This window comes from Caenimonas soli, assembly GCF_013155545.1.
In the GTDB taxonomy this organism is placed as follows: Bacteria; Pseudomonadota; Gammaproteobacteria; order Burkholderiales; family Burkholderiaceae_C; genus Ramlibacter; species Ramlibacter soli.
In genome coordinates, this window is sequence record NZ_JABJVV010000001.1 from 583086 (window position 1) to 608527 (window position 25442).

Annotated in this window: 31 protein-coding genes and 1 pseudogene; 14 read left to right on the forward strand and 18 right to left on the reverse strand. The window is 66.3% G+C overall.

The genetic code is table 11. The features are described from left to right. Positions 1 to 199 precede the first annotated feature (199 nt). Positions 200 to 637 (forward strand): DUF4383 domain-containing protein, encoded by a 438-nt coding sequence (locus HNE04_RS02855; RefSeq protein ID WP_172216540.1) that lies wholly within the window; start codon positions 200 to 202, stop codon positions 635 to 637. An 11-nt stretch (positions 638 to 648) separates the two neighbouring features. Here the strand turns inward: HNE04_RS02855 and HNE04_RS02860 are convergent, their stop codons facing one another. The 9 genes from HNE04_RS02860 to HNE04_RS02900 all read right to left on the reverse strand — a co-directional run bounded on the left by HNE04_RS02860 (position 649) and on the right by HNE04_RS02900 (position 9841). Continuing rightward, positions 649 to 1242, reverse strand: coding sequence for a DUF2889 domain-containing protein (locus HNE04_RS02860; RefSeq protein ID WP_172216542.1), 594 nt, complete (start codon positions 1240 to 1242; stop codon positions 649 to 651). A gap of 42 nt (positions 1243 to 1284) precedes the next feature. Beyond that, positions 1285 to 2865, reverse strand: coding sequence for an MFS transporter (locus tag HNE04_RS02865; RefSeq protein WP_172216544.1), 1581 nt, complete (start codon positions 2863 to 2865; stop codon positions 1285 to 1287). 43 nt (positions 2866 to 2908) lie between these two features. Further along, positions 2909 to 4651: a DUF4382 domain-containing protein gene (locus HNE04_RS02870; RefSeq protein WP_172216546.1), complete on the reverse strand. Its 1743-nt coding sequence runs from the start codon at positions 4649 to 4651 to the stop codon at positions 2909 to 2911. Positions 4652 to 4813: 162 nt separating this feature from the next. Continuing rightward, positions 4814 to 5569, reverse strand: coding sequence for an SDR family NAD(P)-dependent oxidoreductase (locus HNE04_RS02875; protein WP_172216548.1), 756 nt, complete (start codon positions 5567 to 5569; stop codon positions 4814 to 4816). 2 nt (positions 5570 to 5571) lie between these two features. Further along, positions 5572 to 6573: a tripartite tricarboxylate transporter substrate binding protein gene (locus HNE04_RS02880; protein ID WP_172216549.1), complete on the reverse strand. Its 1002-nt coding sequence runs from the start codon at positions 6571 to 6573 to the stop codon at positions 5572 to 5574. A gap of 31 nt (positions 6574 to 6604) precedes the next feature. Then, on the reverse strand, positions 6605 to 7321 hold the full coding sequence (locus HNE04_RS02885; RefSeq protein ID WP_172216551.1) for a GntR family transcriptional regulator: 717 nt from the start codon (positions 7319 to 7321) through the stop codon (positions 6605 to 6607). A gap of 5 nt (positions 7322 to 7326) precedes the next feature. Beyond that, the gene (locus HNE04_RS02890; protein ID WP_172216553.1) at positions 7327 to 7950 is read right to left on the reverse strand and encodes a DAK2 domain-containing protein; all 624 of its coding nucleotides are present in this window, start codon (positions 7948 to 7950) and stop codon (positions 7327 to 7329) included. Further along, complete coding sequence (locus tag HNE04_RS02895) at positions 7950 to 8948, reverse strand: dihydroxyacetone kinase subunit DhaK (protein WP_172216555.1); 999 nt, start codon at positions 8946 to 8948, stop codon at positions 7950 to 7952. Before HNE04_RS02895 ends, HNE04_RS02890 begins: the two co-directional genes overlap by 1 nt. Before the next feature lie 2 nt (positions 8949 to 8950). Then, positions 8951 to 9841, reverse strand: coding sequence for a dihydrodipicolinate synthase family protein (locus tag HNE04_RS02900; RefSeq protein WP_172216557.1), 891 nt, complete (start codon positions 9839 to 9841; stop codon positions 8951 to 8953). A gap of 149 nt (positions 9842 to 9990) precedes the next feature. On the opposite strand from HNE04_RS02900, the gene HNE04_RS02905 reads away from it, so the two are divergent. Further along, positions 9991 to 10719, forward strand: a complete 729-nt coding sequence (locus HNE04_RS02905; RefSeq protein WP_172216559.1) for a GntR family transcriptional regulator — start codon at positions 9991 to 9993, stop codon at positions 10717 to 10719. 29 nt (positions 10720 to 10748) lie between these two features. On the opposite strand, the gene HNE04_RS02910 is transcribed toward HNE04_RS02905, so the two are convergent. From HNE04_RS02910 to HNE04_RS02935, 6 genes are read right to left on the reverse strand one after another with little or no spacing between them, the layout of a single operon-like run. Beyond that, positions 10749 to 11417: an aspartate/glutamate racemase family protein gene (locus tag HNE04_RS02910; RefSeq protein ID WP_172216561.1), complete on the reverse strand. Its 669-nt coding sequence runs from the start codon at positions 11415 to 11417 to the stop codon at positions 10749 to 10751. Then, positions 11417 to 12349 (reverse strand): SMP-30/gluconolactonase/LRE family protein, encoded by a 933-nt coding sequence (locus HNE04_RS02915; RefSeq protein WP_172216563.1) that lies wholly within the window; start codon positions 12347 to 12349, stop codon positions 11417 to 11419. Before HNE04_RS02915 ends, HNE04_RS02910 begins: the two co-directional genes overlap by 1 nt. A gap of 12 nt (positions 12350 to 12361) precedes the next feature. Next, positions 12362 to 13129, reverse strand: a complete 768-nt coding sequence (locus HNE04_RS02920; RefSeq protein ID WP_172216564.1) for an HpcH/HpaI aldolase family protein — start codon at positions 13127 to 13129, stop codon at positions 12362 to 12364. A gap of 9 nt (positions 13130 to 13138) precedes the next feature. Then, complete coding sequence (locus HNE04_RS02925; protein WP_172216565.1) at positions 13139 to 13999, reverse strand: IclR family transcriptional regulator; 861 nt, start codon at positions 13997 to 13999, stop codon at positions 13139 to 13141. Positions 14000 to 14009: 10 nt separating this feature from the next. Beyond that, on the reverse strand, positions 14010 to 14765 hold the full coding sequence (locus HNE04_RS02930; protein ID WP_172216566.1) for an SDR family NAD(P)-dependent oxidoreductase: 756 nt from the start codon (positions 14763 to 14765) through the stop codon (positions 14010 to 14012). 28 nt (positions 14766 to 14793) lie between these two features. Next, positions 14794 to 15789: a tripartite tricarboxylate transporter substrate binding protein gene (locus HNE04_RS02935; RefSeq protein WP_172216567.1), complete on the reverse strand. Its 996-nt coding sequence runs from the start codon at positions 15787 to 15789 to the stop codon at positions 14794 to 14796. 224 nt (positions 15790 to 16013) lie between these two features. Between HNE04_RS02935 and HNE04_RS02940 the strand changes: the two genes are divergently transcribed. Both HNE04_RS02940 and HNE04_RS02945 read left to right on the forward strand, forming a co-directional pair. Further along, a complete protein-coding gene (locus HNE04_RS02940; protein ID WP_172216568.1) occupies positions 16014 to 16922 on the forward strand; it encodes a Cof-type HAD-IIB family hydrolase in 909 nt (302 codons plus the stop codon). A gap of 2 nt (positions 16923 to 16924) precedes the next feature. Beyond that, positions 16925 to 17872 carry a phosphotransferase family protein gene (locus HNE04_RS02945; protein WP_268904835.1) on the forward strand — a complete coding sequence of 316 codons (948 nt, stop codon included), beginning with the start codon at positions 16925 to 16927 and terminating at the stop codon, positions 17870 to 17872. 9 nt (positions 17873 to 17881) lie between these two features. On the opposite strand, the gene HNE04_RS02950 is transcribed toward HNE04_RS02945, so the two are convergent. Then, positions 17882 to 18298 carry a cupin domain-containing protein gene (locus tag HNE04_RS02950; RefSeq protein WP_172216570.1) on the reverse strand — a complete coding sequence of 139 codons (417 nt, stop codon included), beginning with the start codon at positions 18296 to 18298 and terminating at the stop codon, positions 17882 to 17884. Positions 18299 to 18398: 100 nt separating this feature from the next. Between HNE04_RS02950 and HNE04_RS02955 the strand changes: the two genes are divergently transcribed. The 3 genes from HNE04_RS02955 (at position 18399) to HNE04_RS02965 (ending at position 20944) form a co-directional block, all read left to right on the forward strand. After that, positions 18399 to 19292, forward strand: coding sequence for a LysR family transcriptional regulator (locus tag HNE04_RS02955; RefSeq protein WP_172216571.1), 894 nt, complete (start codon positions 18399 to 18401; stop codon positions 19290 to 19292). Between the two features lie 2 nt (positions 19293 to 19294). Further along, positions 19295 to 19720 carry a DUF1810 domain-containing protein gene (locus HNE04_RS02960; RefSeq protein WP_172216573.1) on the forward strand — a complete coding sequence of 142 codons (426 nt, stop codon included), beginning with the start codon at positions 19295 to 19297 and terminating at the stop codon, positions 19718 to 19720. Between the two features lie 231 nt (positions 19721 to 19951). Continuing rightward, positions 19952 to 20944, forward strand: coding sequence for an acrylyl-CoA reductase family protein (locus HNE04_RS02965; protein WP_172216575.1), 993 nt, complete (start codon positions 19952 to 19954; stop codon positions 20942 to 20944). A 1-nt stretch (position 20945) separates the two neighbouring features. Here the strand turns inward: HNE04_RS02965 and HNE04_RS02970 are convergent, their stop codons facing one another. Further along, positions 20946 to 21755, reverse strand: a complete 810-nt coding sequence (locus tag HNE04_RS02970) for a class I SAM-dependent methyltransferase (protein ID WP_172216577.1) — start codon at positions 21753 to 21755, stop codon at positions 20946 to 20948. Between the two features lie 219 nt (positions 21756 to 21974). On the opposite strand from HNE04_RS02970, the pseudogene HNE04_RS02975 reads away from it, so the two are divergent. The 7 genes and pseudogenes from HNE04_RS02975 to HNE04_RS03005 form a co-directional block, all read left to right on the forward strand. Beyond that, positions 21975 to 22181, forward strand: a pseudogene (locus tag HNE04_RS02975) (FCD domain-containing protein); the annotation flags it as partial. 4 nt (positions 22182 to 22185) lie between these two features. Then, positions 22186 to 22923: an ABC transporter substrate-binding protein gene (locus tag HNE04_RS02980; RefSeq protein WP_172216579.1), complete on the forward strand. Its 738-nt coding sequence runs from the start codon at positions 22186 to 22188 to the stop codon at positions 22921 to 22923. Positions 22924 to 23080: 157 nt separating this feature from the next. Continuing rightward, positions 23081 to 23758, forward strand: a complete 678-nt coding sequence (locus tag HNE04_RS02985; RefSeq protein WP_235964717.1) for an SRPBCC family protein — start codon at positions 23081 to 23083, stop codon at positions 23756 to 23758. Between the two features lie 34 nt (positions 23759 to 23792). Continuing rightward, positions 23793 to 24065, forward strand: a complete 273-nt coding sequence (locus tag HNE04_RS27925) for a 2Fe-2S iron-sulfur cluster-binding protein (RefSeq protein ID WP_328700248.1) — start codon at positions 23793 to 23795, stop codon at positions 24063 to 24065. A 142-nt stretch (positions 24066 to 24207) separates the two neighbouring features. Further along, on the forward strand, positions 24208 to 24597 hold the full coding sequence (locus HNE04_RS02995; protein ID WP_172216581.1) for a hypothetical protein: 390 nt from the start codon (positions 24208 to 24210) through the stop codon (positions 24595 to 24597). Positions 24598 to 24721: 124 nt separating this feature from the next. Then, the gene (locus tag HNE04_RS03000) at positions 24722 to 24925 is read left to right on the forward strand and encodes a dodecin family protein (RefSeq protein WP_172216583.1); all 204 of its coding nucleotides are present in this window, start codon (positions 24722 to 24724) and stop codon (positions 24923 to 24925) included. 39 nt (positions 24926 to 24964) lie between these two features. Further along, complete coding sequence (locus HNE04_RS03005; protein WP_172216585.1) at positions 24965 to 25246, forward strand: GIY-YIG nuclease family protein; 282 nt, start codon at positions 24965 to 24967, stop codon at positions 25244 to 25246. Here HNE04_RS03005 and HNE04_RS03010 read toward each other — a convergent pair. Next, positions 25223 to 25441 carry a hypothetical protein gene (locus tag HNE04_RS03010; protein WP_172216587.1) on the reverse strand — a complete coding sequence of 73 codons (219 nt, stop codon included), beginning with the start codon at positions 25439 to 25441 and terminating at the stop codon, positions 25223 to 25225. The two genes, HNE04_RS03005 and HNE04_RS03010, sit on opposite strands and share 24 nt — an antisense overlap. Between the last annotated feature and the right edge of the window lies 1 nt (position 25442).

The following is a 25442-nucleotide window of genomic DNA, read 5'->3' on the forward strand; positions in this document are numbered from 1 at the left end:
CGCGACGTGACGGCGCAGAAGAAGGTGGCCAGGGCAGCGAGTTCACCGTGCGGCTCCCGCTCGCGGCAGCCGCCGAGAACGTCGAGCCCTCGCCCATCAACAACGGTGCCGGCCTGCCTGCTGAGCTCGAGACCCTTCAGGAACTGCTGTCTTCGTTAGAGGGATAGACTGGAACTCCTGCAACTGCTGGAGGCGAATCATGAGTACCCTCAGACGCTTCGCGCTGATCTTCGGCATCGTATTCCTGCTCGCGGGCATCGCCGGGTTCATTCCCGGCATCACCATGCCGCACACCCACCCGGACGTGATCGTGACGGCTGGCCTGGGCCTGGTGGTGGGACTTTTCCCGGTGAACGTTCTCCACAACCTGGCTCATTTGCTGTTCGGGGCGTGGGGCCTGTTGGCGGCAAAGTCGGACTCGGCGGCGCGCATTTATGGCAAGACGGTGGCGATCGCCTATGCCCTGCTCACGGTCATGGGCCTGATCACGCAAATGAACCTGCACACGGCGTTCGGCTTTGTTCCCCTGTATGGGCACGATATCTGGCTGCATGCGGGGCTGGCCGTCGTAGCCGCTTATTTCGGCTTCTTCCACGAACGCGACCTGCCCATTGACCCGGGACTGAGGCCACGCTAGAGGCGCGCGCCTCAGCTGCCCAGCTTGCTCACGCGCCGCACCGGCTGCCAGCCGGCGAACTGCGGGTAGTGGCGCTGCACCACTGCCCCGTTGAAATCCCAGGCGATGCAGCGACCCAGGTGGTAGGGCGGCTCGGGGGTGGCACTGAGCGACAGGCCCGCCAGGGTGCGCTGGTGCTGCTGGTAGGGAAAGACGGTCTGGTAGGCCGCGGTGGCCATGTTGAACAGCAGCTCGCGCAGGTGCGTGCAGCCCTTGATGCCGCCGAGCGCCCGCTCGATCGCCTGGCGCCAGCCCGGCCCCATGCAGGTGCCGACCATCCGCTGCATCGGGTCCGTGCCCTGCTGGCATTCGCCAAACGGCGTGAAGTCCATGGCCGCGGCGATCTCGCGGATGGTCATCGTGTCGTCCACGGTGACGCGAATCGCCATGCCGTGGACCGGCGTGCCCGGTGGCATGTGGCCGCGCTCGGACATGTCGGTACCGTAGGTCTTGACGTCCGACAACTCGCCTTCGATCTCCCACAAGCCATCTTCGCGAAGATAGCCGCGGTAGGTGACGGCACGGGTGTGGAGGTGGGTGCGGGGGGCGGGGGTCGGGAGTGACATGTACTGCTTCTTGCTGCTCAAGGGATTCGAAAGACTTTTGGCTCAGCGCTCCGCGATGTAATGCTGCATCGTGACCGACTCGCCGGGCAACAGGAATTCGCGCACGCGCGATTCCAGCTGCTGGTCAGCCATCGTAGCGCGGGCGCGCTGGTGAAGGTATTCGGCCCAGGACGTCACGATGAAGCGCTCCACATAGCGCGACGAGTCGGCCAGGTCGCGATAGATCCGCCAGAAGGTCGCTCCGTCGCGCCGCCGCGGCGCGCGCAACAGGGTCACGGCGTTCAGGAACTCGTCGGCCTCGCCCTGGCGGATGCGGTAGCCGATCTCCACGGCCACCGGCCCATCCTCGGGCTTGGGTTCCGCCACGATGAACAGCTCTTCCCAGGGGGTGCCCGGCGTGACCTCACCCAGTTCGCCCATGCGCAGCGGGAACGGCCGTGCCAGCAGCGGGCCCGCAGCCATCAGAACCGCGGCGGCGCACAGAGCCACCGAGAGGCCCGCAAGGCTGGACACGGCGCCCCAGAACGCCGAGCCGATGGCGAATGAGCCCAGCGCGCTCAGGGTATGCAGTGCCGCGGCCCGCGAGCGCACCCAGGGCGGTGCGCTGGTCTGGGTGGCGGTGTTGAAGGTGGACATCACCGCCATCCAGGCGGCGCCGCCGATGACCAAGGCCCCATAGACCACGATGGGAATGGGCACCAGCGCCGCCACCGCCATCACCGCCGCGAAGATGACGCAGCAGCCGGCCACCAGGGCCTCCAGGCCGATGCGCGCGCGCACACGGCCCAGCACCAGGCCCGCCGCCACGGCGCCGGTGCCCAGGCACGCCATCAACAGGCCGAAGCCCGCGGCGCCCAGCCCCAGCTGGCGTTGGCCGATAACCGGCAGCAAAGCCCACAGCGCCGAGCCGGTCGCGCTGTAGGCCACCGTCCGCAGCAGCTGCGCCAGGATGATTCGCGAATGGCGCGCGAACCGCAGGCCGCTGAGCGTGCCGCCCCAAAGCCGCTCTGCAGGCAAGCGGGATTGAGGATGCGGTTTGGGCGGCCAGCGGCGGATGGCCTGCATCATCACGAAGGCGCTGGCCACCGCCAGGGCAAACACCCAGCCGGCGCCCAGCTGCGCGAACACCAGGCCCGCCAGGGCCGGCCCCAGGGCGCGGGCGCCGTTCCACGCCATCGACATCGCCGTGATGGCCTGCGGCATGTCCTCGCGCGGAACCGTGTCGGCCACGGTGGAATTCCAGGCCGGCGAGAAAAGCGCCGTGCAGCAGCCCGCGACAAAGGTGAAGAACAGCAGCGTGGCCGGCCCCGCCACGCCGGCCAGCACCAGCAGCGCCAGCAGCACCACCGTCGCCGCCTGCACCGCCAATGCCGAGAGGATGAGACGCCGCCGGTCCGTGGTATCGGCCAGCACGCCGGAAGGCAGCGACAGCAGGAACATCGGCAGGAACACCGCGGTTTGCACCAGCGCCGCCAGGAACGAGGAGCCGGTCAGCTCCACCATCAGCCACGAAGCCGCCATGGCCTGCATGGCGTTGCCGATGAAATAGATGCCGCTACTGGCCCAGAGGCCGCGGAACGCCGGGAGGCGCAGCGGACTCCAGATCGAATGCGCAGGGTTCATCGATCCGATTATTGACGACGATTCCCCCGCGCGCGGCGCAAAGCTACGGGAAGCCCAGCAGGCCGGTCGCCGGAAAGACGCGCGCGTAGCTCGAGCGGAGGCTGTCCGCCCCGACTCCACTCCAGGAAATCATGAAGCCGCCGCCGGCCATGGCCACGACGGTGACCGGCCCCGCGGAGGAGGTGGTGACCAGGTTGATGCGCGTCTCCTCGCCGACGGGCGTGCCATCGGCCGCGAAGCGCCGCGCGTGCACTTCGCCAACCTCGATCCACGCGACCACGTAGCCGCCATCGGCCAAACCCGCGGCCGCTGCAGCGGAGTGACCGATAGCCGGGGCGGTGGACCCGTCCACGATCCTCGCGGCGCCCAGCGGCGTTGCGTCCGGCGCCAGTTGCAAGATGTGCACATAGGGCGTTGACGACGCGAACGATTCGAACCTCACCCATGCCATGACGGCCCCGCCACCCGTCAGCGCCGAACCGACATTGGGTTCGTCGCCCCCAAAGCCCAAGCCGGCCCAGGCGGGTCCAGCGGGCTGCGGCGGCCCAAGCGGCGCGTCGGCGGCTGAGTAGGCCCGGACGAACCCGGCAGCTCCTCCACTGCCCCAGTTGACGATATAGCCGCCCGTGGCGAGGCCGGTGACGCCCAGGTAACCCGAGCCGTCGGGCGTGACCTGGTGCACCGCCGCAGCGGGGGTGCCGTCCGCGTTCAATCGCTGCGCATAGATCCCGGAATCGGTATGGGACGGCAAGGCCCAAACCACCACATAGCCGCCGCCCGCGAGCGCGGCGATTTGCGGCAAGGCGATGGGCCGGGAGATCCAGTAGCGACCGGGTATGGCTTGCCCGATCGACAGCGGGCTGTTGATGGCCACGCCCGCCGACGAGAAGCTCTGCGTCATCACGTCGTACAGGCTGCCCCCGAACCGCTCGAATTGAACCAGCCTCAGCCAGGTCACTGCATAATCGCCGCCGGTCAAAGGCGCGATCTTCAGCAGCGAATCGGCCGCGCCGAGCGCTGGAGCTAGGGTCGTTTCACCCCCTGCCAGCTGGCCGTTGGCGCCATAGCGCTGTAGCACCCAGGTGCTCGTCCCCTCCAACCGCGACAGCGCGTAGCCGCCACCCATCAGTGGCATGACCGTGCCCGAGGGTATCTGCGTTTCGGGCGCAACGACCGCGAGTTGAACAATGGCCGACATCTCAGGCTTCAACTGATACCGGGGCGAGTTGCGATTGCCAGTCTGCGCCGCTAGCTCGCAAGGGTCAAATCGTTGCAGCACCAAATCGCCGGCCTGACCCGCAGGCACCACGAAGTCGCCTTTGAGCTTCAGTCCGCTTTGCGCGCCGCCGGGCACGCTCAGTTCAGCCAGGTTGCCGTCGGTCGGGTGGACGGCATGGGCCAATCTGTTGCCCGTGTCGTTGGCCGCCAGGATGAGCCGCAGCTCGGTGTAGTGGCCGGGCGGCAGGGGCGCGGCGCCGAGTGCTTGCAACAACCCGCCGCTGAGGTTCATGAGATCGATGCGCTGAGGAGCCGGCAGCGCGCTGTCCTTTGACTGTTCGCCGCCGGCTGCCCGCAGACGCGCCTGGACGTTCTCAACCGTGATGTACAGATGCTGATAGCTGCAACTGGCCCTGCTCCCCGACTCCACGAGCGTGCCGGTCGATTGCTCGCGACCGCCGCCGCCACCGCACGCAGCCAAGACCGCGATCAGGGCAATACCGAAGAACCATCGCAAACCGCTGACCAGACGAGACTTTGGGATATCGCAGCCCGCGGTGTCAATCATGAAAAACTTCTCCAGGAAAGATCACAAAATGCTATGGGGCTCAAGCTCTGCGCTATGTAGGACCTAGCGCCATGGTGCGGTCGAGTCGCGCAGCGACAACACGGATTGGCAACCCAGATGGAGAAGCGCAAGCAGAACGCGCTCACCAGGTGACCGGCCGCTCTACGAGTCGAACAGCCGCAAGGATGCCAGCCCGCCATCGACCGTCAGCACCGAGCCGACGGTGGATTGCGCGCGGGGATCCGCCAGGTACAGCACTGCACGTGCCACTTCTTCGGCCGACACCATGACACCGGTCGGTTGGCGGTCGTTGTAAACCCGCCGTTGCCGCCCAGGATCCGGCGCCTCGTCGATCAACTTGCGGATGAGAGGTGTATCGACCGTGCCGGGACTGACGCAGTTGACGCGTATGCCCTCCGCCAACAGGTCGGCGGCCATCGCCCGGGTCATCGCCTCGATGGCCCCCTTGGTGGCCGAATAGAGCACGCGCCGGCGCAGCCCCGTGGCCGCGGTGCAGGAGGACATGTTGACGATCGCCGCATGCTCCGACTTCCGCAGGTAAGGCAGCGCCGCGCGAGTTGCGCGAACGTAGCCCAGCACGTTGATATCGAGGATGCGCTGCCAGTCTTCGAGCGGACCGTCTTCGACCGTCGCCGGATAGCTGACGCCGGCATTCGCCACCAGCACATCGATCCGGCCGTGCTGGGCGGCGAAGGACTCGATGGCGGCGCTCACGCCGGCGTCGCTCGTGACATCGGCCTGAAGCGCCGTCACGCCGTCGGAAGGGGTGCCCGGTTCGCGGTCCAGGATGGCCACCACCGCACCCGCCTCCACGAACGCTTGCGCGACTGCTTTGCCGATGCCGGCGGCGCCTCCCGTCACGACGACGATGCTGCCTTCGAAGGGCCGGGCCGACATGGCTACGGCTTGGCCGTCTTCTTGATCTCGGCGGCCAGGTTCTCGTAGAAGGGCCGCTCGCGCGCCACGAAATCCGTCAGGTCCTTGGTGTTCAGGTAGCGGATGGTGAGCCCGCGGCCGTTCATGAAGTCGGTGAACGACTTTTCCTGCATGCCCTTGGCGAAAGCGTCGTGCAGGATCTTCACGGCTTCGTCAGGCGTTCCGGCCGGCGCGCCGATGGCGCGCCAGGTGCCGACGGACAGGTCGATGCCCTTCTCTTTCAGCGTCGGGACGTCGGGGAACTTGGGGTTGCGCTTGTCGCCCATCACCGCGAGGATCTTCATCTTGCCGGCTTCCACTTGCGTGGCCACCTCGGGCGGGCTGGCGACGAAGGCTTCGATGTGGTTACCCAGAACCGCCTGCACCGTCGGCGCGGAGCCGTTGTACGGAATCTGGTTCAACTCGATGCCGGCTTTCTTGGCGAAGGCCGCAGCGGACAGGTGCCAGATGTTGCCGAAGCCCGAGTTGCCCACGCTGATCTTGCCGGGATTGGCTTTGGCCTCGGCGATGAAGGCTTCGAGCGTGTTCAGCTTCGAGTCGGCAGCCACCACCAGGCAGGCCGGGTCTTCGTTGACCAGGATGATCGGTCGGAAGTCCTTGCCGGAGAAGGTCAGCGGCTGGAAGATGGGCAGCGTGAAGATCTCGGAGGTGTAGGAGTTGATGTTCAAGCCGTTGGCGGGCTTGATCGCGGCCTGGGCCAGTCCGACAGCGCCGCCGGCACCGGGCAGGTTCAGCACGACGATGGTTTTGTCGAGGTGCTTGCGGGTCGCCTCCATGAGCGCCCGGAACGTGAGATCGGTTCCGCCCGCCGGGGCGACGGGAATAAGCATGGTGATGTTGCCTTCAGGCAGCGCGTAGGGCTTTTGCGCTTGTGCGTGGGCTTGCTGAGTCGGAGCGAGAGAGGCGAACACGCCCAGCGCCAATGCGGCGAGGACTGCTCTTCGGGATTGCAACGCGATCTTCATGGGTGTCTCCTTGGAAAGTATGTGCCTGAACTCAGGCGAAAGCCAACGCCCGCGCGGAGGCCGGCGAATTGGATGAGGCATCGATCACCCGCTGGCGCGAGCTGCCGATGTGGTGCATGAGCGCCGCCACCGCGGCGGGGGCGTCCCGGCGGCGCAGCGCGGCGATAAAAATGAGGTGCTCCTGCATGGCCGGCAGCACGCGCTGCGCAGCGATCTGGCTTGCGTCCAGCGCGATCAGCCGCACATGCAGGCTGTTGACGCGGTACATCTCCGACAGGATCTCGTTGCCCATGGCGTCCACCATCCGGTCGTGGAAGCCCCAGTCCAACTGCTGGGCGTCGGCATCCAGCGCGGAGTCGGGCTGCGGCGCCTGGGCGCGCGCGCGCATGCGCAGGTGGTCGGCTTCGAGCGCGTCCAGCTCCTCAGGCGTGACGACCTGGGTGAAATGAAAGATCGCCTCGCGCTCGATCATGGCGCGGACCTGGAACGCATTGCGAATCAGCTTGAGGTCCACCGGCGCGATCTGCAGCCCGCGCTTGGGCACGGTGACCAGCAGGCCCGCCGCCTCCAGGCGCGGAATGAGTTCGCGCACGGAACCCAGCGGCATGTCGAGCAGCGCCACCAGCTCGCGCTGGGAGATGAACTGGCCCGGGCGCACCCGTGCGAGCCGCAGCTGATCGCAGAAGCGCTCGTACGCTTCGGCGCGGCCGGAGAGGGCCCGTTCCCGACGAATGGTGGTCTGGGCCATGCCGGTCAAAGCGCCTGCGCCATGCGACGCACGGCAACCATGCCGGGGTCGTCCATGCCGATGCTGCGTTCGGCGAACATGCGGGCGCGGCCGATGCGGTTGGGCTGCTGGCGGAAGACTTCCAGCGCCAGCTCCGCCCCCCGCACGGCTGCTTGCTTCAGCGGCTGCGGACCGGCCTCGGCATCGCACACCTTCAGCGCGCGCGCGATGAAATCAATGCTGTCGAGCATGGTCTTGTCGCCCAGCGCGGCGCCGCCACGCTGCGAGAGCGCCTGTTGCACCCCCGTCAGCACTTCGACCAGGTCATCGCGGCCCAGCACCTGGCGCGTCCCGACGATGCGGGCGGCTTGCATGAAGCCCACTGCCAGCAGCGTGCCGAAGCTGGAACCCGAGGCACGGGCGCAGGCCTGGGCGCAGGATTTCAGCAGCGTCTCCAGGGACACCGGCGGCGCGGCAAACAGCTCGCGCACATTGCCCGCACACTTGGATAGCGTCGCGCCCAAGTCGCCGTCGCCGAGGCGGCCGTCGAGCGCATTGAGTTCGGGCGCCGCGGCTTCCATGGCATCGCACCAGCGCGCAAGCGCTGCGTGCAGGCCGGCGGCATCCACGATGGGGGTCACGGTCTGCATCAGACTCTCCAGAAGGGACATTGGGCCGGCGCCTTCAGCAAGCGTTCCAGCTCGCTGTCCAGCGGCATCAGCGTGAGCGAGGCTCCCGCCATTTCCATCGAGGTGGCGTAGCGGCCGACCAGCGGCATCACAGCCGTCACGCCCCTGTCCGCCAAGGCCTTGGCCACGCGGCGGTAGAGGATGTACAGCTCTTCATGGGGTGTGGCGCCCAGGCTGTTGACCAGCACCGCTGCGCGGCTGCCCCGCGTGAGTTCGAGCTCGGGCAGCAGGTGCTCCAGCATTTCGTCGGCCAGCGCGTCGGCCGGCTTCATGGCGCCGCGCCAGATTCCCGGCTCGCCATGGATGCCCATGCCGACCTCGATCTCGCCGTCGCCGATGGCGAAGCTGGGCTTGCCGGACTCGGGCACCACGCAGGGCGTGAGCGCCACGCCGATGGAGCGGCAGGCATCCGCGGCCTTCTGTGCGGCGGCCGTCACTTCTTTCAGCGAAGCGCCTTCGGCCGCGCGCGCACCCGCGACCTTGAAGGCGTAGACCATGCCGGCCACGCCGCGGCGCTTGACGCGCTCGGCCTTGGGCGCGCTGGCGACGTCGTCCGCCACCCGCACCGAAGCGACCTCCATGCCTTCGAGTTCGAGGAACTCCTGCGACATGTCGAAGTTCATGCGGTCGCCGCCATAGTTGCCGTACAACTGCAGCACGCCGGCGCCGCCGTCGGCCGCGTGTGCGGCGGCCTGGCAGTCGCCCACGCGCGGACCGGCGAACACGTTGCCCACCGCGCAGGCATCGAGCAGGCCGTCGCCCACGTAGCCCAGGAACACCGGCAGGTGGCCGGAGCCGCCGCCGGTGACGATGCCGACCTTGCCCTGGATGGCGCCGCCGGCGCGGGCGATCACCCGGCCGTCGTCGCCCAGTCGGCGCAAGGCTTCAGGATGCGCGGCGACAAGGCCGTCCAGCATCTCGTCGACGTAAGCCTGGGGGCTGTTGAGGATCTTCTTCACGATCAGTTGTCGTAGCGCAGCACTTGGTCCATCTCGCGGCGGATGTTCGCGGCCTGCTCCGGCGTAGTGGCGGGCATGGGCATGCGGGGCACGCCGGTCTCGCAGCCCTGCAGCGACAGCGAGAACTTGATGTTGGCGGGCAAGTTGTCGAAGGCGATGGTGTTCCAGAAACGCAGCAGCGCTTCGTGGATTTCCTTGGCCTTTTTGTGGTCGCCGGCTTGCACGGCATTCCACAGGTTGATGCACACGCCGGGCACGGCGGCCGGGTTGGCGGCGATGGTGCCGTGCGCGCCGAGGGCGAACGATGGATACAGCAGCGCATCGACGGCACTGAAGACCTTCTTGCCCTTGGGCAGGTTGATCAGCAGGTCGGCCATCAGCTTCAGGTCGCCGGCGGACTGCTTGACGCCGATGACGCCCGGCATGTCCTTCATGATGCGCACCAGCAGCGCCGGGCTGAGGTAGTTCCACGGCACGACGTTGTAGATGATGACCGGGAACTTGGTGGATTCCGACAGCGCCTTGAAGTGCTTGTACGTGGCGTCTTCGTCCGGCTTGAACACGTAGTGCACCGGCGTGACTTGCAGGCCGGCAATGGGCAGGTGGGCGATCGACGCGGCGCGGGCGATGGCGTCGCGGGTGCTGTTGACGATGATGCCGGCCACGACGGGGATGGCGCCGTTGACCTCTTCGCAGGCGATCTCGTTGAGCCGCTTGAATTCCTCGGCGGAGTAGGTGTGCCCTTCCCCGCTGCTGCCGCCGACGCAGATGCCGTGAACCTTCTTCTTCACCATGAAGCGGACGACGCCGCGGAAGGCCTGCTCATCCACGTCGCCGTTGGCGGTGAAAGGCGTGACGATGGGCGGGATGATGCCGAAGAGGTCGGTGTGCATGAACTGGGGCTCCTGGGGTGGGTACGGGGGTTGCGACGCACTGAGTATACGTTGACATGTCAGTGAGTAGTCAAGCCGTTTTTGCTGAACGTGCAACCGTGGGTTACCGGCGTTTGGCGCGACAATGCGAGTCTCAGCCCAGCCTTGCCATGCCCGCCACCCGAAAGAAAACCGCCGCGCCCGCCCCTGCCTCCCCGGAGGACGCCGCCGTCTCGCCGTCGCTGCGGACCCTCGCCTACGAGCGGTTCCGCCAGCAGATCCTGGACGGACGGCTGCGCGCCGGGCAGTTCGTTTCCCAGCGCGAGCTGGTGCGGTTGCTGGACGTGCCGCTGGGCGCGGTGCGCGAGATGATCCCCCGGCTGGAAGCGGCGCGGCTCATGGTCACGGTGCCCAAGCGCGGGCTGCAGATCGCGCATATCGACCTCAAGCTGATCCGCAACGCCTTCCAGGTGCGCGCCATGATCGAGCGCGAGGCCGTTGCTCACTATCTGCGCAGCGCCAGCGACGCGGAACTGGAAGCCGAGGAGAAAAAGCACCAGGCCATCCTGCAGCGGGCCCTCTCGGGCAAGCCCGACGCCAAGCTCGACCAGGAGGCGCTGGCCGTGGACTGGGCCCTGCACGACCGCATGGTGGACGCCATGGGCAACGAAATCCTGTCGGAGATCTACCGCGCCAACAGCCTGCACGTGCGCATGATCCGGCTCGACGCCCAGCAGGTGCGGCCACAGCGCGTGGTGCCGGCCATGGAGGAACACCTGAAGTTCATCGCATTGCTCAAGGCGCGCGACGAAGCCGGCGCGCTCAAGGCCATGCAGGAGCACGTGGAGCAGTCACGCCAGCGCGTGCTCAACGCGACGCTGGAGCAGGGTTCCGCCTGAGGCGCGCGGATTTTATTGGCAGCCCAACTTCATGCGGCCGCCAGCTGCTGCAGTTGGCTCTTCAGTGCCTGCATCAGCATGGGTGGACTCGCGAGCACGGGGCAAGCCAGTTCTGTTGCCAGTCCGCCCTGCAGATGCGCGAGCGACGCCTGCGCGAGTACGAGCATGTCCACTTCCCGCGCCAGCAACAGTGCAGAAGCGCGCACCTGTTCGTCATGGCTGCCGCGCTCCCCCGCCATCAACGCCTGGTAGGCCTCGGGATTCACCAGCGGCATGATCGTGACGCTGCGGCCCTGCTCCGCGGCATGCGCCTGCAACAGGGCTGTGCTGGGCGCGACGGTGCTGGCCGCCGTGCATAGCAGGCCGATGCGACCGCCATGGCGCACAGCTTCCGCCGCCATGGGGTCGTCGATTTTCAACACCGGCTGGCGCACGAGCTTGCGCGCCGTATCAACGGCCGGCGAGGTGGAGGAACAAGTCACCGCGATGATGTCCGCCCCGGCGTCGGCCGCCAGTTGGATCTGCTCCGTCACCCGGCGATACACCAGCGGCAGCGGCGCGCCGCGCAGCAGGTCCTGCAACAGGCTCTCGTTGAGGATGTGGAATGCATCGACCGCGGGCAGCTCCTCGCGCACACGCTTGCGAAAGTCCTCGACCAGGAAGCCGACGGTATGGATGAAGGCAATGCGTGCAGGCATCAGACGGCCCCCCGTGTGTTGACGTAGAGCGCGTACAGCGACTGGCTGCCGGCCATGAAGAGGCGGTTGCGCTGCCGGCCGCCGAAGCACAGGTTGGCGCAACGCTCAGGCAGAGCAATGCGGCCGATCCGCTCACCCTGGGGGCTAAACACCATCACTCCATCGAGTTCCGGACTGCCCATGCCCCAGCCGCACCAGAGATTACCGTCTTCGTCGCAGCGCAGGCCGTCCGGAATGCCGGGCCCGCAGTCGATCAGCACGCGCGGGTTAGCTAGTTCCACGCCATCGACCACGTCGTAGGCGACGATGTTGCGATGCGGCTTGGCCCTGCTCTGGACCACGTACAGCCGCGACTCGTCGGGCGAAAATGCAAGGCCGTTGGGCGACAACATGTCTCCGGTGGCCACGGTCAGCTTGCCGCTGTCCGGATCGATGCGATAGAGGTTGGTCGGCAGCTGCGGCTCGGCGCGATGGCCCTCGTAGTCGCCTGAAATGCCGAACGGCGGGTCGGTGAACCAGACGCTGCCATCCGATTTCACCACCACGTCGTTCGGCGCATTCAGCGGCTTGCCGTCGAAGCTATCGGCCAGCACCGTGATGCGGCCATCGTATTCGGTGCGGGTGACGCGGCGGGTGCCGTGTTCGCAGCTCACTAGCCGGCCTTGCCGGTCGCGTGTGTTGCCGTTGGTGAAGTCCGAAGGCTTGCGGAACACGGTCACCGCTCCAGTCTCCTCTTCCAACTTCATGATGCGGTTGTTCGGGATGTCGCTGAAGAGAAGATAGCGGCCATCACCGAACCACACCGGACCTTCGGTGAAGCGAAAGCCGGTGGCCAGCCGCTCGACAGCGGCTAGTGCGATGCGGTACTTCTCGAAGCTCGGCTGCAGCACCTGTACCGCCGGATCCGGATAGCTGGGGCTGGGCTGCCACATGGCTGCTCCCTGTCAGCGCGGCGCCAGCCGCTGCACCAGCGCCTTGGCGCCGCGGGTGATGATCGAAGTGTCCGTGGCCACGCCGACGATTTCCACCCCCTGCCCGATGCGCCGCTGGGCCTCCTCCTCGTTCAGCGTCAGGTAGCCGGCCGGCTTGCCGATCGCCTTGAGGCGGCGGAAGGCGTCTTCCACTGCCGCCTGCACTTCAGGGTGCTGGCCGTTGCCAATGTGCCCCATCGAGGCGGCGAGGTCGGCCGGGCCGATGAAGACGGCGTCAACGCCTTGGACCTCGGCAATGGCCTCCAGGTTCTGCAACCCTTCCAGGGTTTCGATCTGCACGATCACGCAGAGCTCGGATTCGCAGGTCTTGAGGTAGTTCGTGTTCAGGCCGTAGTTGGCGGCGCGCGAGCTGCCGGAAACGCCCCGCACGCCGCTCGGCGGATAGCGCGTGTAGCTAATGGCAGAGCGCGCTTCTTCGGCCGATTGCACGCAGGGAATCAGCAGGGTCTGCGCCCCGGCATCGAGCAATCGCTTGATCATGACCATGTCGGACCAAGCCGGCCTCACGATCGGGCTGACATCGAACGCAGCCATGGCCTGCAACTGCGCGATGGTCTCCGGCATGTCGTTGGGCGAATGCTCGGTGTCGATCAGGATCCAGTCGAAGCCGCAACCGGCGAACAGTTCGGCCAGCGTGGGGCTGCCGAGCGTGGAGAAAAAGCCGATCTGCTGGCGCCCTTGAAGCAATGCCTGCTTGAAACGGTTGGTGGAGGTTTGCACGAAAAGCCTTTACTTGGGGATATTGACCGCGATTGCGCCGCCGGAAAAACGCAGCGCGCGGGAGAGTTCAGATGCGATAGCCAGGGCCCTAGGGGTGGCCGTGGCGACCAGTTGTTCGATTGACATGCGACTCGCATCGATGGTCAGGCTGATGCCCGCAACCGGGACGCCGGCCGCGTCGTACACCGGCACGGCGACGGTGCGCAGGCCGTAGGCGTTCTCGCCATCGGATACTGCATAGCCGCGTTCCCGCACCTCCCGCAGCCGCTGCATCAAGTCGCCGAGTTCGGTGAGGGTGCGGTCGGAAAGCTTGACGCGTTCCGCGCTTTCCAGGATGCGAATCTGCTCCGCCTCCGGCAGGAAGGCGAGCATCGCGTGTCCGAGGGCAGCGCCATAGGCGCGGATGCGGCGGCCCGGCCGGCGGTCGACGGTGTGACGCGCCAGGCCCTTGTCGACGCGCTGCAGGTACAACACGTCGGCCCCGTCCAGCACGCCGAGCGAGGCGGCGTCCGCCAAGTCCGGCACGCAGGCCTCCAACAGCGGCTGTGCGTGCGCCCATAGGTCGTGCGACGATAGCGCCATGAAGCCGAGTTCGAGGCACTTCAGCGTGAGCCGGTACTTGCGGACGGGCACCGCCGAGAGATAGCCGAGCGCCACCAGGGTGTGGATGAGGCGAAATGCGGTGCCGCGGTCGAGATCGCCTGCGGCGGCGATCTCGCTCACCGTCATCGCCGGACGCTCGGCACGGAACGCATGCAACACGGCAAAGGCCTTCATTACCGAGTTGACGACGTTTTTCGGGTTGTCGGCGGGGCTGGGCTTGTCGTCGGCCCTGCGGCTTGCCGCTGCGGGCGGGGTCGAACCGTTCATGGGAGGCTGTTCATGAGTCGAATAGCCTCAAGGATGCCAGACCGCCATCGACAGTCAGAATCGAGCCGGACGTGGAGCGAGCTCGCGGGTCGGCCAGATACAGGACGGCACGCGCCACCTCTTCCGCCTGGACCATGAAGCCCGTCGGCTGCCGGTCGTTGTAAACCTGCCGCTGCAAGGCCGGGTCCGGCGCTTCGTCAATCAGCTTGCCGATGAGGGGCGTGTTGACCGTGCCCGGCCTCACGCTGTTGACGCGGATGCCTTCGTGCAGCAGGTCGGCTGCCATGGCGCGCGTCATTGCGTCAATCGCGCCTTTGGTTGCCGAATAAAGGACGCGGCGCCGCAGCCCGGTAGCGACGGTGCACGAGGACATGTTGACGATGGCCGCGTGCTTGGACCGGCGCAGGTAAGGCAGCGCCGCGCGGATCGCGCGCACGTAGCCCAGCACGTTGATGTCGAAGATCCGCTGCCAGTCGTTCAGCGGCCCTTGTTCCACCGTCGCCGGATAGCTGACGCCGGCATTTGCCACCAGCACGTCGATGCGCCCTTGCTTGTCGCCAAAAGACTGGATGGCGGAGTTCACGGCGGCATCGCTCGTAACGTCGGCTTGTAGCCCCGTCACGCCTTCAGGGGCGTCGCTCACATCGCGGTCGAGGACGGCCACGGTCGCGCCCTCGGCCAGGAAGGCTTGCGCCACGGCCTTGCCAATGCCGGCGGCGCCTCCGGTCACGACGACGACGCTGCCCTTGAATGGTTGTTCCGGCATCGGCTGCTCCTGGCTGTGAAATGCGCTTTTACTGCTTCTGCGTCTTCTTGATTTCGGCGGCCAGCGCCTCATACACCGGACGCTCGCGCGCGGCGAAGTCGGTGAGCTCCTTGGTGCCCATGTAGCGGATGGTCAGGCCCCGGCCGTTCATGAAGTCCACGAACGACTTTTCCTGCATGCCCTTGGCAAACGCATCGTGCAGGACCTTGGCGGCCTCGTCCGGGGTGCCCGCTGGCGCACCGATGGCCCGCCAAGTGCCGATCGTCAGGTCGATGCCCTTTTCCTTCAGCGTCGGCACGTCGGGGAACTTGGCATTGCGCTTGTCAGACATCACGGCCAGGATCTTCATCTTGCCGGCTTCCACCTGCGAGGCGACCTCGGGCGGGCTAGCGACGAAGGCTTCGATGTGGTTACCCAGAACCGCCTGCACCGTCGGCGCGGAGCCGTTGTACGGGATCTGGTTCAGCTCGATTCCGGCTTTCTTCGCGAACGCCGCCGCGGAGATGTGCCAGATGTTGCCGAAACCCGAGTTGCCCACGCTGATCTTGCCGGGATGGGCCTTGGCTTCGGCGATGAAGGCTTCCAGGGTATTGAGCTTGGAGTCGGCCGGAACCACCAGGCAGGCCGGGTCTTCGTTGACCAGGATGATCGGTCGGAAGTCCTTGCCGGAGAAGGTCAGCGGCTGGAAGATGGGTAGCGTGAAGATCTCGGAGGTGTAGGAGTTGATGTTCAAGCCGTTGGCGGGCTTGATCGCGGCCTGGGCCAGTCCGACAGCGCCGCCGGCACCGGGCAGGTTCAGCACGACGATGGTTTTGTCGAGGTGCTTGCGGGTCGCCTCCATGAGCGCCCGGAACGTCAGATCGGTTCCGCCCGCCGGGGCGACGGGAATAAGCATGGTGATGTTGCCTTCAGGCAGCGCGTAGGGCTTCTGCACTTGCGCGAAGGCTTGCTGTGTCGGGGTAAGCGAAGCGAACAATGCCATCGCCAACGACGCGATGACTGGTATTCCAGCGTTGAACTTCATAAGGGTTTCCTTGGTTTCTGTCCGATATGATCGGAATGCGAACAAATGTTGCGTATATGCACGCCATTGTCTCGCTTGGATTTGGTGCCGGTATAGGGGCAAACCCGTAGTCGGTGCGTCCACTGCGCCTGGGAAGTGTCTGGCGGAATCAGTCCCCGGCTGACAAGGCCGGGCTCCCGGCGCGGTCATCATGTAGCTCGCAACAGCCTCACTGGGCAGCCCATATGGACGAGCTTCTGGACTATTTGCCACGACTGCAGCGCTTCCTGCGCGATTCGCGGTTTGCCGAACGCGGCGCGGTGATGACCGATCTGGACGGCACCGCCGTGCACGAGCGGGAGGGCCGCGTCATCCTGTCCAGAAGCGTCGAGATGGGCCTGGAGCGCGTGCATGCGACGGGCCGCGAGGTGCTCATCAACACGTTGCGCTTTCCGCTGTCGATCATGCGGGTGTTCGGCGCCGAGTGGCGCCGTGCATCGGGCTGCGACATGCTGGTCGTGTCGCTCAAGGGCAGCCTCGTCGGTCGCATCGTGACGGCGGATGGGGGCGAGCTGGCTTTCGAGGAGATCGAGGCTTTCACGCTGACGGCCGAAGAGCTCACCGAAGTGCTGACCGGCGTGCGGGGCCTGTGCGAGCAAGGAGCGGACGATCTGCTGGTCTTCTTCTACCCGCGGGACTGGCGTCAAGGAGAATTGATCTGGACGCCCGATCCGCAGCGCGTCGCGCATGTGCAGGCCAAGTACCGCAGCGCCAGCCGGGTGTTCTCCGGCAGCGTCGATCAGCTCGAGGCGGACCTGCGCGCAGAGCCGCAGTGCATGGTGTTCCTGCTGATCGATGCGCCGCAGGACCGGCTGATGGCCTACCAGCACACCGAGCGCACGCGCTTCGTGACCCACCTCGGCATCGACAAACGGCATGGCGCGATCACGCTCGCGTCGGCGCTCGGCATCTCGCTGGCCGACAGCGTCGGTGCAGGTGACGCCGAAACCGATACCTTTCTGAACGAGGTGGGCCTTGCTGCGATCGTGGGTAACCAGGACGTCGGCTTCAAGGGAAAGTACGACACCGTGCGGCTGCCCGACGCGCCGGCTTTCGGCGAATTGCTGCTGGCCATTGCCGACTCGGCGGCCTGACGATGGTTACCGCCGGACCGCACGAAGCTCCGGCACCCGCCGATACGGACCACCGACTCGCCGCCCGAATCGTTCGGCGCCACCTGGGCGAGCGCCCTCGCCGCCTGCAGGCTCTCGGGGGTGGCTTGAACAACGAGGTCTATCGCGCCGAGCTGAAGGGCCAGGAACACGTGGTGGTTCGGCTCCACAGCGACCCCGACAAGCTGGCCGACTATCGCAAGGAGGACTGGGCCATGGATCAGGCACGCGCAGCCGGTGTGCCGACGCCGCGCGTGCTCGAGATCGGGCTGGAACGCGATCGCCCGTTCATGATCCTGGAAGAGGCGCGCGGCATTCTCGCGACGCACTGGAGCGACTCGGCCTCCGTTCTGCGCGAGCTCGGCCAGTACGCCGCCCGCATCCATCGGATACGCAGCCACGGCTTCGGCCGCGCGATCGGCAGCACCGGGCCGGGACGGCAACTCTGGCCGCGCTGGGCCGAATTCCTCGACAACGAACTACACGTGGACGAGCGCCTTCAGCTGCTGGAGAGCTTGCACGTGCTGCCGGACGCCGGATGGCAGGCGCTGCAGGCCACGCTTGAGCAGATGCGCGGCTGGAAGCGCCGGCCGGTGCTGCAACACGGCGACTTGCGGTTGAAGAACGTGATCGTCTCGCCCGAGGACGGCCGCATCGTCGCCCTGCTCGACTGGGACAACTGCCTGTCCGCGCCGCCGCCGTATTGGGACCTCGCGATCGCGCTTCATGATCTCGGCCCCGACGACAAGGAAGCTTTCCTCGAAGGTTATGGCCTGTCGCCCCCTCGCTTCGAGCGGCTGGCCCCAGTGATGCGCGTGCTCAACCTGCTCAACTATGCCTGGGCGATCCAGCAAGCGCTCGACGCGGGTGAGCGCAAGCGCGTCGCCTGGCTCAAGGCCCGGTTGCGCGGCGTGTTCGATATGGCGTTCTAGGCGCCGCTCCTAGTGCACCGAGTCCAGGAACGGCGTGCCCGGGTCGCTGACGTAGAAGATCACCACCTTGAGCGGCTCCGACGAACTGCGGTTGTAGCCCGTCATCTTCACGTGGGGCGGCTCCACATACGCCTGGCCGGGGCCCACCACGATGGGTGGCCGGCCTTCGAGTTCGAGCGTGAACTGGCCCTCCAGCACATACACGGTGACGGGTGAGCGATGCGTGTGAAAGACCGTGCGCTCGCCCGGCTGGAACGCTGCCGTGAGGACGCGTACCTGCTGCCGCTCGCCACGCGGCATCTGCTCGACCATTTCCGAAAGCACCTGGCTCGGCCGGGCCAGGCCGGGCTGCTGGGCAAAAGCCGGTATCGCCCAGTTGGCCAAAAGCAGCAGGATGGCTGCGGCGCGCGGCAGGATGGTATGCATGGCGGGTTCCTCGAATCGATGTGGGTCAAGTCTAGAAAATTCCTTGCCCGCGCAACAGCCGCGCGTTTGCATAATGGGGCCGCAAGACTGCGGGGTGCGAATGTTCGACTGGGACGATCTCAAGCCATTCCTGGCGGTGGCTCGGCACGGCAGCACGACGGCGGCCGCACGGGCCTTGGGCATCGATCAATCCACCGTGCAGCGGCGCCTTGCGGAACTGGAAAGGCGCATCGGTCAGCCCCTGGTTCAGCGTCATCCCAGCGGCTACCGGCTGACCGCCTATGGCGAGGAATTGCTGCCCCTGGCCCAGGGCGTTGAGCGTCAAGTGGCCGGCCTGGAGGAAAAAATCCGGTTGTCGGCGCGCGAAGTCAACGGCTTGTTGCGCCTCACCTGCCCCGAACCGCTGGTGGCACGCATCACCCGCTCACCATTGCTGGACCGCCTGGGGGCACGCCACCCCGGCCTGCGCGTGGAGTTCGTCACCACGGACCACTACGTCGATCTCACGCAAGGTGAAGCCGACGTGGCCCTGCGCTCGGGCGACACGGTCGATAACAAACTGGTCGGCCGCAAGGTGGGCGAATCGCTGTGGGCGGTTTACGCCGGGCGCGGGTATGTGCAAAAGCACTGCGCTCCCGAATCGGTGCAGGCCGCGGCGGGGCACGACTGGATCGCACTGGACGCCTCGATGCCGAACCACCGCTCCACCCAATGGCTACGCCAGGCAGCGCCCAACGCAAGAATCGTCGTGACCAGCGGCAGCGTCCTGGGCATGGTGCATTCCGCCAAGGCCAACGTCGGCCTGGCCGCCCTGCCCACAGCACTCGGGGACGCCGAGCCGGACCTGGTGCGCCTCTTCGGCCCGGTGCCCGAGCTCACGAGGATCTGGCGCATCCTCACCACCCGGCAGTTGCGTCGCACGCCACGGGTGGCCTCGTTCTTCGAGTTCATGGTGCAGGAAACGGCGACGCTTCGGCCGATATTGACGGGGTAGGCGTGCACCAGGACCCCTTCGATCTGGAACGATTCGTCGCCGCCCAGGCGCCGGTGATCGACGACGTCTATGAGGAGTTGCGGCGCGGCCGCAAGACCAGCCACTGGATGTGGTTCATCTTCCCGCAGCTCGAGGCGCTGGGCATGAGTGCCATGGCCAAGCGTTTCGGCATCGCCTCGCTGGCCGAGGCCCGCGCCTACCTGGCCCATCCGGTCCTGGGCCCGCGTCTGCTGGGGTGTTGCGCCTTGCTGCTGGACGTGCAAAACCGAAACATCCACGAGATCCTGGGACATCCCGACGACCTCAAGTTTCGGTCCTGCCTGACCTTGTTCAGGCAGGCCGCGCCGGACGAGGCCTTGTTCTCGCAATGCCTGGACAAGTACTACGGCGGCCAGCCGGATCCACTCACCGTCAGCCTTGCTCGCTGATCAGGGCCGAGTGCCGACATCACGGCCGCGTGTACCGCACGGCCCGGCTGTAGCGCGGCTGACCGCGAACACATTGAAGCCCGGACCTTCGACCACGTTGCCACCGCTATCCGTTAGCACCACGGTGTCCGCCCCGGCGTCCAGAGCCCCCAAGAGGCCCATCGTCAGATCGGATGGGGCGGTACCATCCATATGCGGGATATGCCCGTGCTCAAGCCCAGGTATTTTGTGATGGACACCTTTCGCGCCTACCTCATCTCGCGCCAGGACGCCCAGGTCCGCGCCGCATTCACCGACATGGACCGTTCGCAGCTCGACCCGGGCGACGTGGTCGTGCGCATCGACTACGCGAGCATCAACTACAAGGACGCGCTGGCCGCGACCGGCAAGGCGCCGATCATCCGGCGTTATCCGTGCGTGGGCGGCATCGACGCGGCGGGCACGGTGGAGAGCTCCAATTCGCCGCGCTTCAAACCAGGCGACACCGTCATCGTGCACAGCCATGGCTTCGGCGTATCCCAGCATGGCGGCTATGCCGGCCTGACGCGCGTGCCGGCAGATTGGGTCAACCTCGTACCGCCGGGACTGAGCGCGCTGGACGCGATCACCATCGGTGTCGCCGGCTACACCGCGGGGCTCGCCGTCGAGCTGATGGAGCACAACGGCCTGGCGCCCTCACGCGGCAAGGTGGTGGTGAATGGCGCCTCCGGCGGCGTGGCGAGCATCGCCATCGACATGCTGGCGCAGCGCGGCTACGAGGTGGTTGCGGCCACCCGAAAGACCAACGAGCGCGACTACCTGCTCGGCCTCGGCGCGGCCGAAGTGATCGACAGCGCATCGCTCTCCGTCGGCAAGCGGCCGCTGGAAGCGGCGACATGGCAGGGCGCGGTGGACTCGCTCGGCGGGCAGGCCCTGGCGGACCTCATCCGCACGATGCAGCGTGACGGCGTCATCGCGAGCCTGGGCAATGCGATGGGCATTGAATTCACCAGCACCGTCCTGCCGTTCATCCTGCGCGGCGTGCGGCTGATCGGCGTCAACTCCGACAACGAACCGCCGCTGCGCGCGCGGCTGTGGGAGCGCTTCGCCACCGACCTGAAGCCGCGTCACCTCGCGAAGATCGCGCGGGTCGCGCCGTTCGAGGAATTGCCGGCACTGATCGAGGAAGTGGCCGGCGGGCGGATCAAGGGCCGGACGGTGATCGAAATGGGAGCGCGCCGGTAGATCACGGCCGCTTCGGAACTTCACCCTTGACCGCCCACGCCCGGGCGGTCAGTGCGATGGGCCCGTCGCCGGCCGATGCAAGCCGCCCCTTCAAGGTCTCCCGTATGCGATCCCGGGCGGCCGCGTCGAGCCCCGCAAGGTACGTGGGTGCCGCGCCCTGCTTCCCCAGGAAGGGAGTCCAGTAGTCGTCGAAGTTGCGGAAGACCGTGGGGATGTCGATGGCACGCACGGACACCGAGTTCAGTCCCACCTCGCGAAACAGCGACTCGAGGGGGTCAGGCTGGCAGATCGGAAAGCGCTCGGCCTGATCGAGTTTGGAATCCTGAGGATTAAGCTGCACCGCCACATCCCAGAAATTCCTCATCATCTGCATGCCGCCGCCGTAGTCCCAGACATAGGCGCCTACCGTGCCTCCGGGACGCGTCACCCGCACCATTTCGGCTGCCATGACCTTGGGGTCCGGCACGAAATTCAGTACCAACCCCGACACGGTGGCGTCGCAGGCGCCGTCCGGCCAGCCCAGTGCCAGCGCGTCGCCCACGTCGAACTGAGCCCGCGGGTCTTTGACCCTCTCGCGCGCAGCACGAACAAAGCCTTCCGCGCGGTCAATGGCGATGATCGAGGCCGGGTGCCGGCTGGCGAGGATGCATTCCGTGAGCGCGCCTGTTCCGCAGCCCACGTCGCCCCAGGCCAGGCCCGATTCATTGTCCAGCCATACGAGAAACTCGCTGGCCACCGGACGGCTCCAGCGCCCCACCCACTGCTCGTAGGCGTCACCAGAACCCCAGGTTTCTTTGGCGCTATCGGTCATTCCTGGCTCCTCGTGTGGATCAGGAATTATCCGGCGACATCAGTCCAGTTTGATCCCGGCCGATTTCACCAGCGCGCTCCAGCGCTTGCTCTCCGCGGTGATGAACGCGGCGAACTCTTCCGGCGTGCCGCCGCCGATCTCGTTGCCGGGGCCGGTGATCTTGCGGATAGCCGAGCTCGGTCATGGTCGGGACGTCGGGCAGGCTGGGCAAGCGCTCTCATCCGCCGCGTCAACCGCGTGCGCCGCCTGCTCTCCTACCGCTCGACGCAGGACCGCCAGCGTTACCGGCAGCACTGCCAGCAGCATCTGGATGTGCTAGAACTACTGGAGCAGGAGCGCAACGACGAAGCCGCCGAGGCATTGCGTGCCCACCTGACCAGTACCCTGAAGAACCTGACGAAGATTTCCAACCTCCTGAAGCCCTGACGCCATGAACATCGCGCCCGAACTGCTGCAACGCATCGCCCCTACCGGCGTGCTGCGCGCCTCCATCAACCTTGGCAACCCCATCCTGGCCAACAAGGACCCGGCAACCGGAAAGCCCTTCGGCGTTTCGATCGACCTGGCCCATGCTTTCGCACAACGCCTGGGGCTGCCGATCGAACTGGTGGTGTTCGACTCGGCGGGCAAGTCCGTGGAGGCGGTGACGCAGGAACGTGCCGACATCGGCTTCTTTGCCGTCGATCCACTGCGCGGCGAGCACATTGCCTTCACAGCGCCTTACGTACTGATCGAGGGCAGTTACCTGGTGCGGCAGGACTCCGCCCTCCAATCGAACGCTGAAGTCGACCAGCCCGGCCGCCGTGTCGTGGTCGGCAAGGGCAGCGCCTACGACCTGTTCCTCACACGCGAGCTGAAGCACGCGGAAATCGTGCGTGCCCCCACCTCGCCGGCTGTGGTCGACCTTTTCGTCGAGCAGGGCGTGGAGATCGCGGCCGGCGTGCGGCAGCAACTGGAGGCCGATGCCCGGCGCCTGCCGGGCCTGCGCTTGCTGCCGGGGCGCTTCATGGTGATCCAGCAGGCGATGGGCCTGCCCAAGAGCCGGGGCGCGGAAGCGGCGACGCTTCTTGCACAGTTCGTGGAAGACATGAAGGCCAGCGGCTTCGTCAGCGAAGCGCTCAAGCGGCACGGCATAGAAGGTGCTTCGGTCGCGCCTGCCGAGGCATAGCCGCCAACAGTGCGAATCGCCATGTAATTTCGTCTCCGGCGAGCGCCGATGCTGAGTGCATGTTTGCGCTCTGTTGCAATGTGCACGAGATAGTTGCCCATTATCAAACGGCGTAGCAACGCATCACGGATCAACTTTCTTTGAAAGGGGAATCACCATGCGGAGAAAATTTCCTGCCATCGCTGCACTGGCGCTCGGTGGACTGCTTCTGTCGAATCTGATGATGAAAAGGCGGCACGCATCGGCTCCCACCGTGCCCGTCGAGGAGCCGAGCGGCACCCATCTGCCGGTCGGCACGGCTACCGCCACGGTCGCTGCGCTGCTAGCCGGCGGATGGCTAGTATCGGCGCAGCTGAAGAGAATGCGCGGACCAGGCGCGATGGCATCGGTCGAAGAGTCCATCGAGCTGAACGTTCCCGTCAGCGTGGCCTACAAGCAGTGGACCCAGTTCGAGGAATTTCCGAGGTTCATGGACAGCGTTCAGGAAGTGAAGCAGCTCGACGAAACGCACACCCATTGGCGCGCCAGGGTCGCTGGCAAACCCAAGGAGTGGGACGCCGAGATCACCGAGCAGGTCCCGGACGAGCGCATCGCGTGGCGCAGCACGAGCGGAGTCAAGAACTCAGGCGTCGTCACCTTCCACAAGCTTTCGGATTCGCGCACGAAGCTCATGCTGCACATGGATTATCAGCCCGAGACCACCGAGGAAAGAATCGGCGGCGCATTGGGCGGCGTCAAGCTGATGACAAAGAGCAATCTGAAGCGCTTCAAGGACCTGATCGAAGCGCGCGGCGTGGAAGCCGGCGCTTGGCGCGGCTCTGTGGCGCAGCACTGAGGTTGCGATCTCAGCGGCTAGGTACCATCGGCGGGTGACCGTCATCCACCGTATCCGCCTCGAGCCGGGCGGCATCATCTTCGATGCCGCCTCGGACCAGCCGTTGCTTCTGTCCGCCGCTGCGGCCGGCGTTGAGTTTCCCAGTTCCTGCCGCAACGGGACTTGCCGCACGTGCATGAGGCAGCTTCTGAGCGGTCGCGTTACCTACCGCATCGAATGGCCGGGCCTGTTGGCCGAGGAAAAGGCCGAGGGCTGGATCCTTCCGTGTGTGGCGTACCCAGAGGCTGACCTGGTCATCAGCGGCTGACGGCTACATCCGGATTACAAAAGCGGAACACGTTGAATGTGCCGCGAATACCGGAGCTTCCCATACTCCATCCGTCACCGGAACGGGTGGGCCCGGAGCGAAGCCCCCCAGCCCGATTACCCTTTCGCTCGAGGAGTCCACCATGAACCACCGTATCGCATCCGCCATCACCTTCGCCTCGACCGTCGCAGCCGCTACGGTTGCGGCTGCCTTCCTGACCACCAGCGCGTATGCCGAAACCCCGACCATCGACACCACGGTCTTCGTCAGCACGCGCAGCCGGGCCGACGTGCAGGCTGAACTCATGGGCCAGCGCGGCCAGATCACCGTCGCGGCCAGCGAATGGACGATGCAGCACAACGATGCCCGCCCATTCCAGAGCACCCTCACGGCCGAACAGGTCAGGTCCGAGTACAAGGCCGCGCGCAACGAAGTGCGGATGCTGACCGGCGAAGACAGCGGCTCGAGCTACTTCGCGCAGATGCGCCGCAGCGCACCCAGCGGCACCATCGCTGCCCGCTTGGCGCAGTGAGCTTCGCCAAGGCCCGGCCGGTTTCGTGCCGGGCCGTTTCGTGGATGGCTTGCCACCGGGGCGCGAGGCGCGCAGACTGCCCTTTCAGATCCCGCATCGGGGTCTCAACCGTGGAGGCAAGATCATGACCGTCGCACGCATCACCGAAATCAGCTGTGTCAGTGGCACGAGTTTCCAGGACGCGATCGTCCAGGGCGTCGAGCGCGCCAACAAGACCCTGAAGAACGTCAAGGGCGCCTGGGTCAAAGACCAGGAAGTGACCATCGACAATGGCAAGGTGACGGGATACAAGGTGATCCTGAAGGTGACGTTCATCCTCGCGGATTGATCGCAGGTCCGTCGGACCACGGGCGGGCATACTGGCAGGATGGATTCAGACCCGCCGCCGTACTGGCTCTACCTCCTGGAGTGCGAGGGCGGCAGTTATTACGCCGGCGTCGCCCTCGATGTGGAGCACCGATTCACACTGCACGTACTGGGGCGCGGAGCGCGCTACACCCGGGCCAACCCTCCAATTCGGATCGTGGCCGCGCGGCAGTATCCCGACAAGGGCTCGGCCCTGAGCGCAGAGTACGCGCTCAAGCAATTGCCTCGTGCCGAGAAGTTGAAGTTCTTTGCCCGCTCCCTACTCCCGCACGACTGCCGCTAATTCCCACGCGCCGCTGCCGTTCTCGCGGCGCAGAACGTACAGGCCGTCTTCCGTGTCCACCTTCCACCAGCGGCGGCCCGAGCCATACCAGCGGTCGATGATCGACTGAACCACGACACGCCTGCTGCCAAACCAGATCACGCTGGGCTCGAGTTCGGCCAGCGGTCCCACGTCGCATTCAACCCGCAAGTCCATT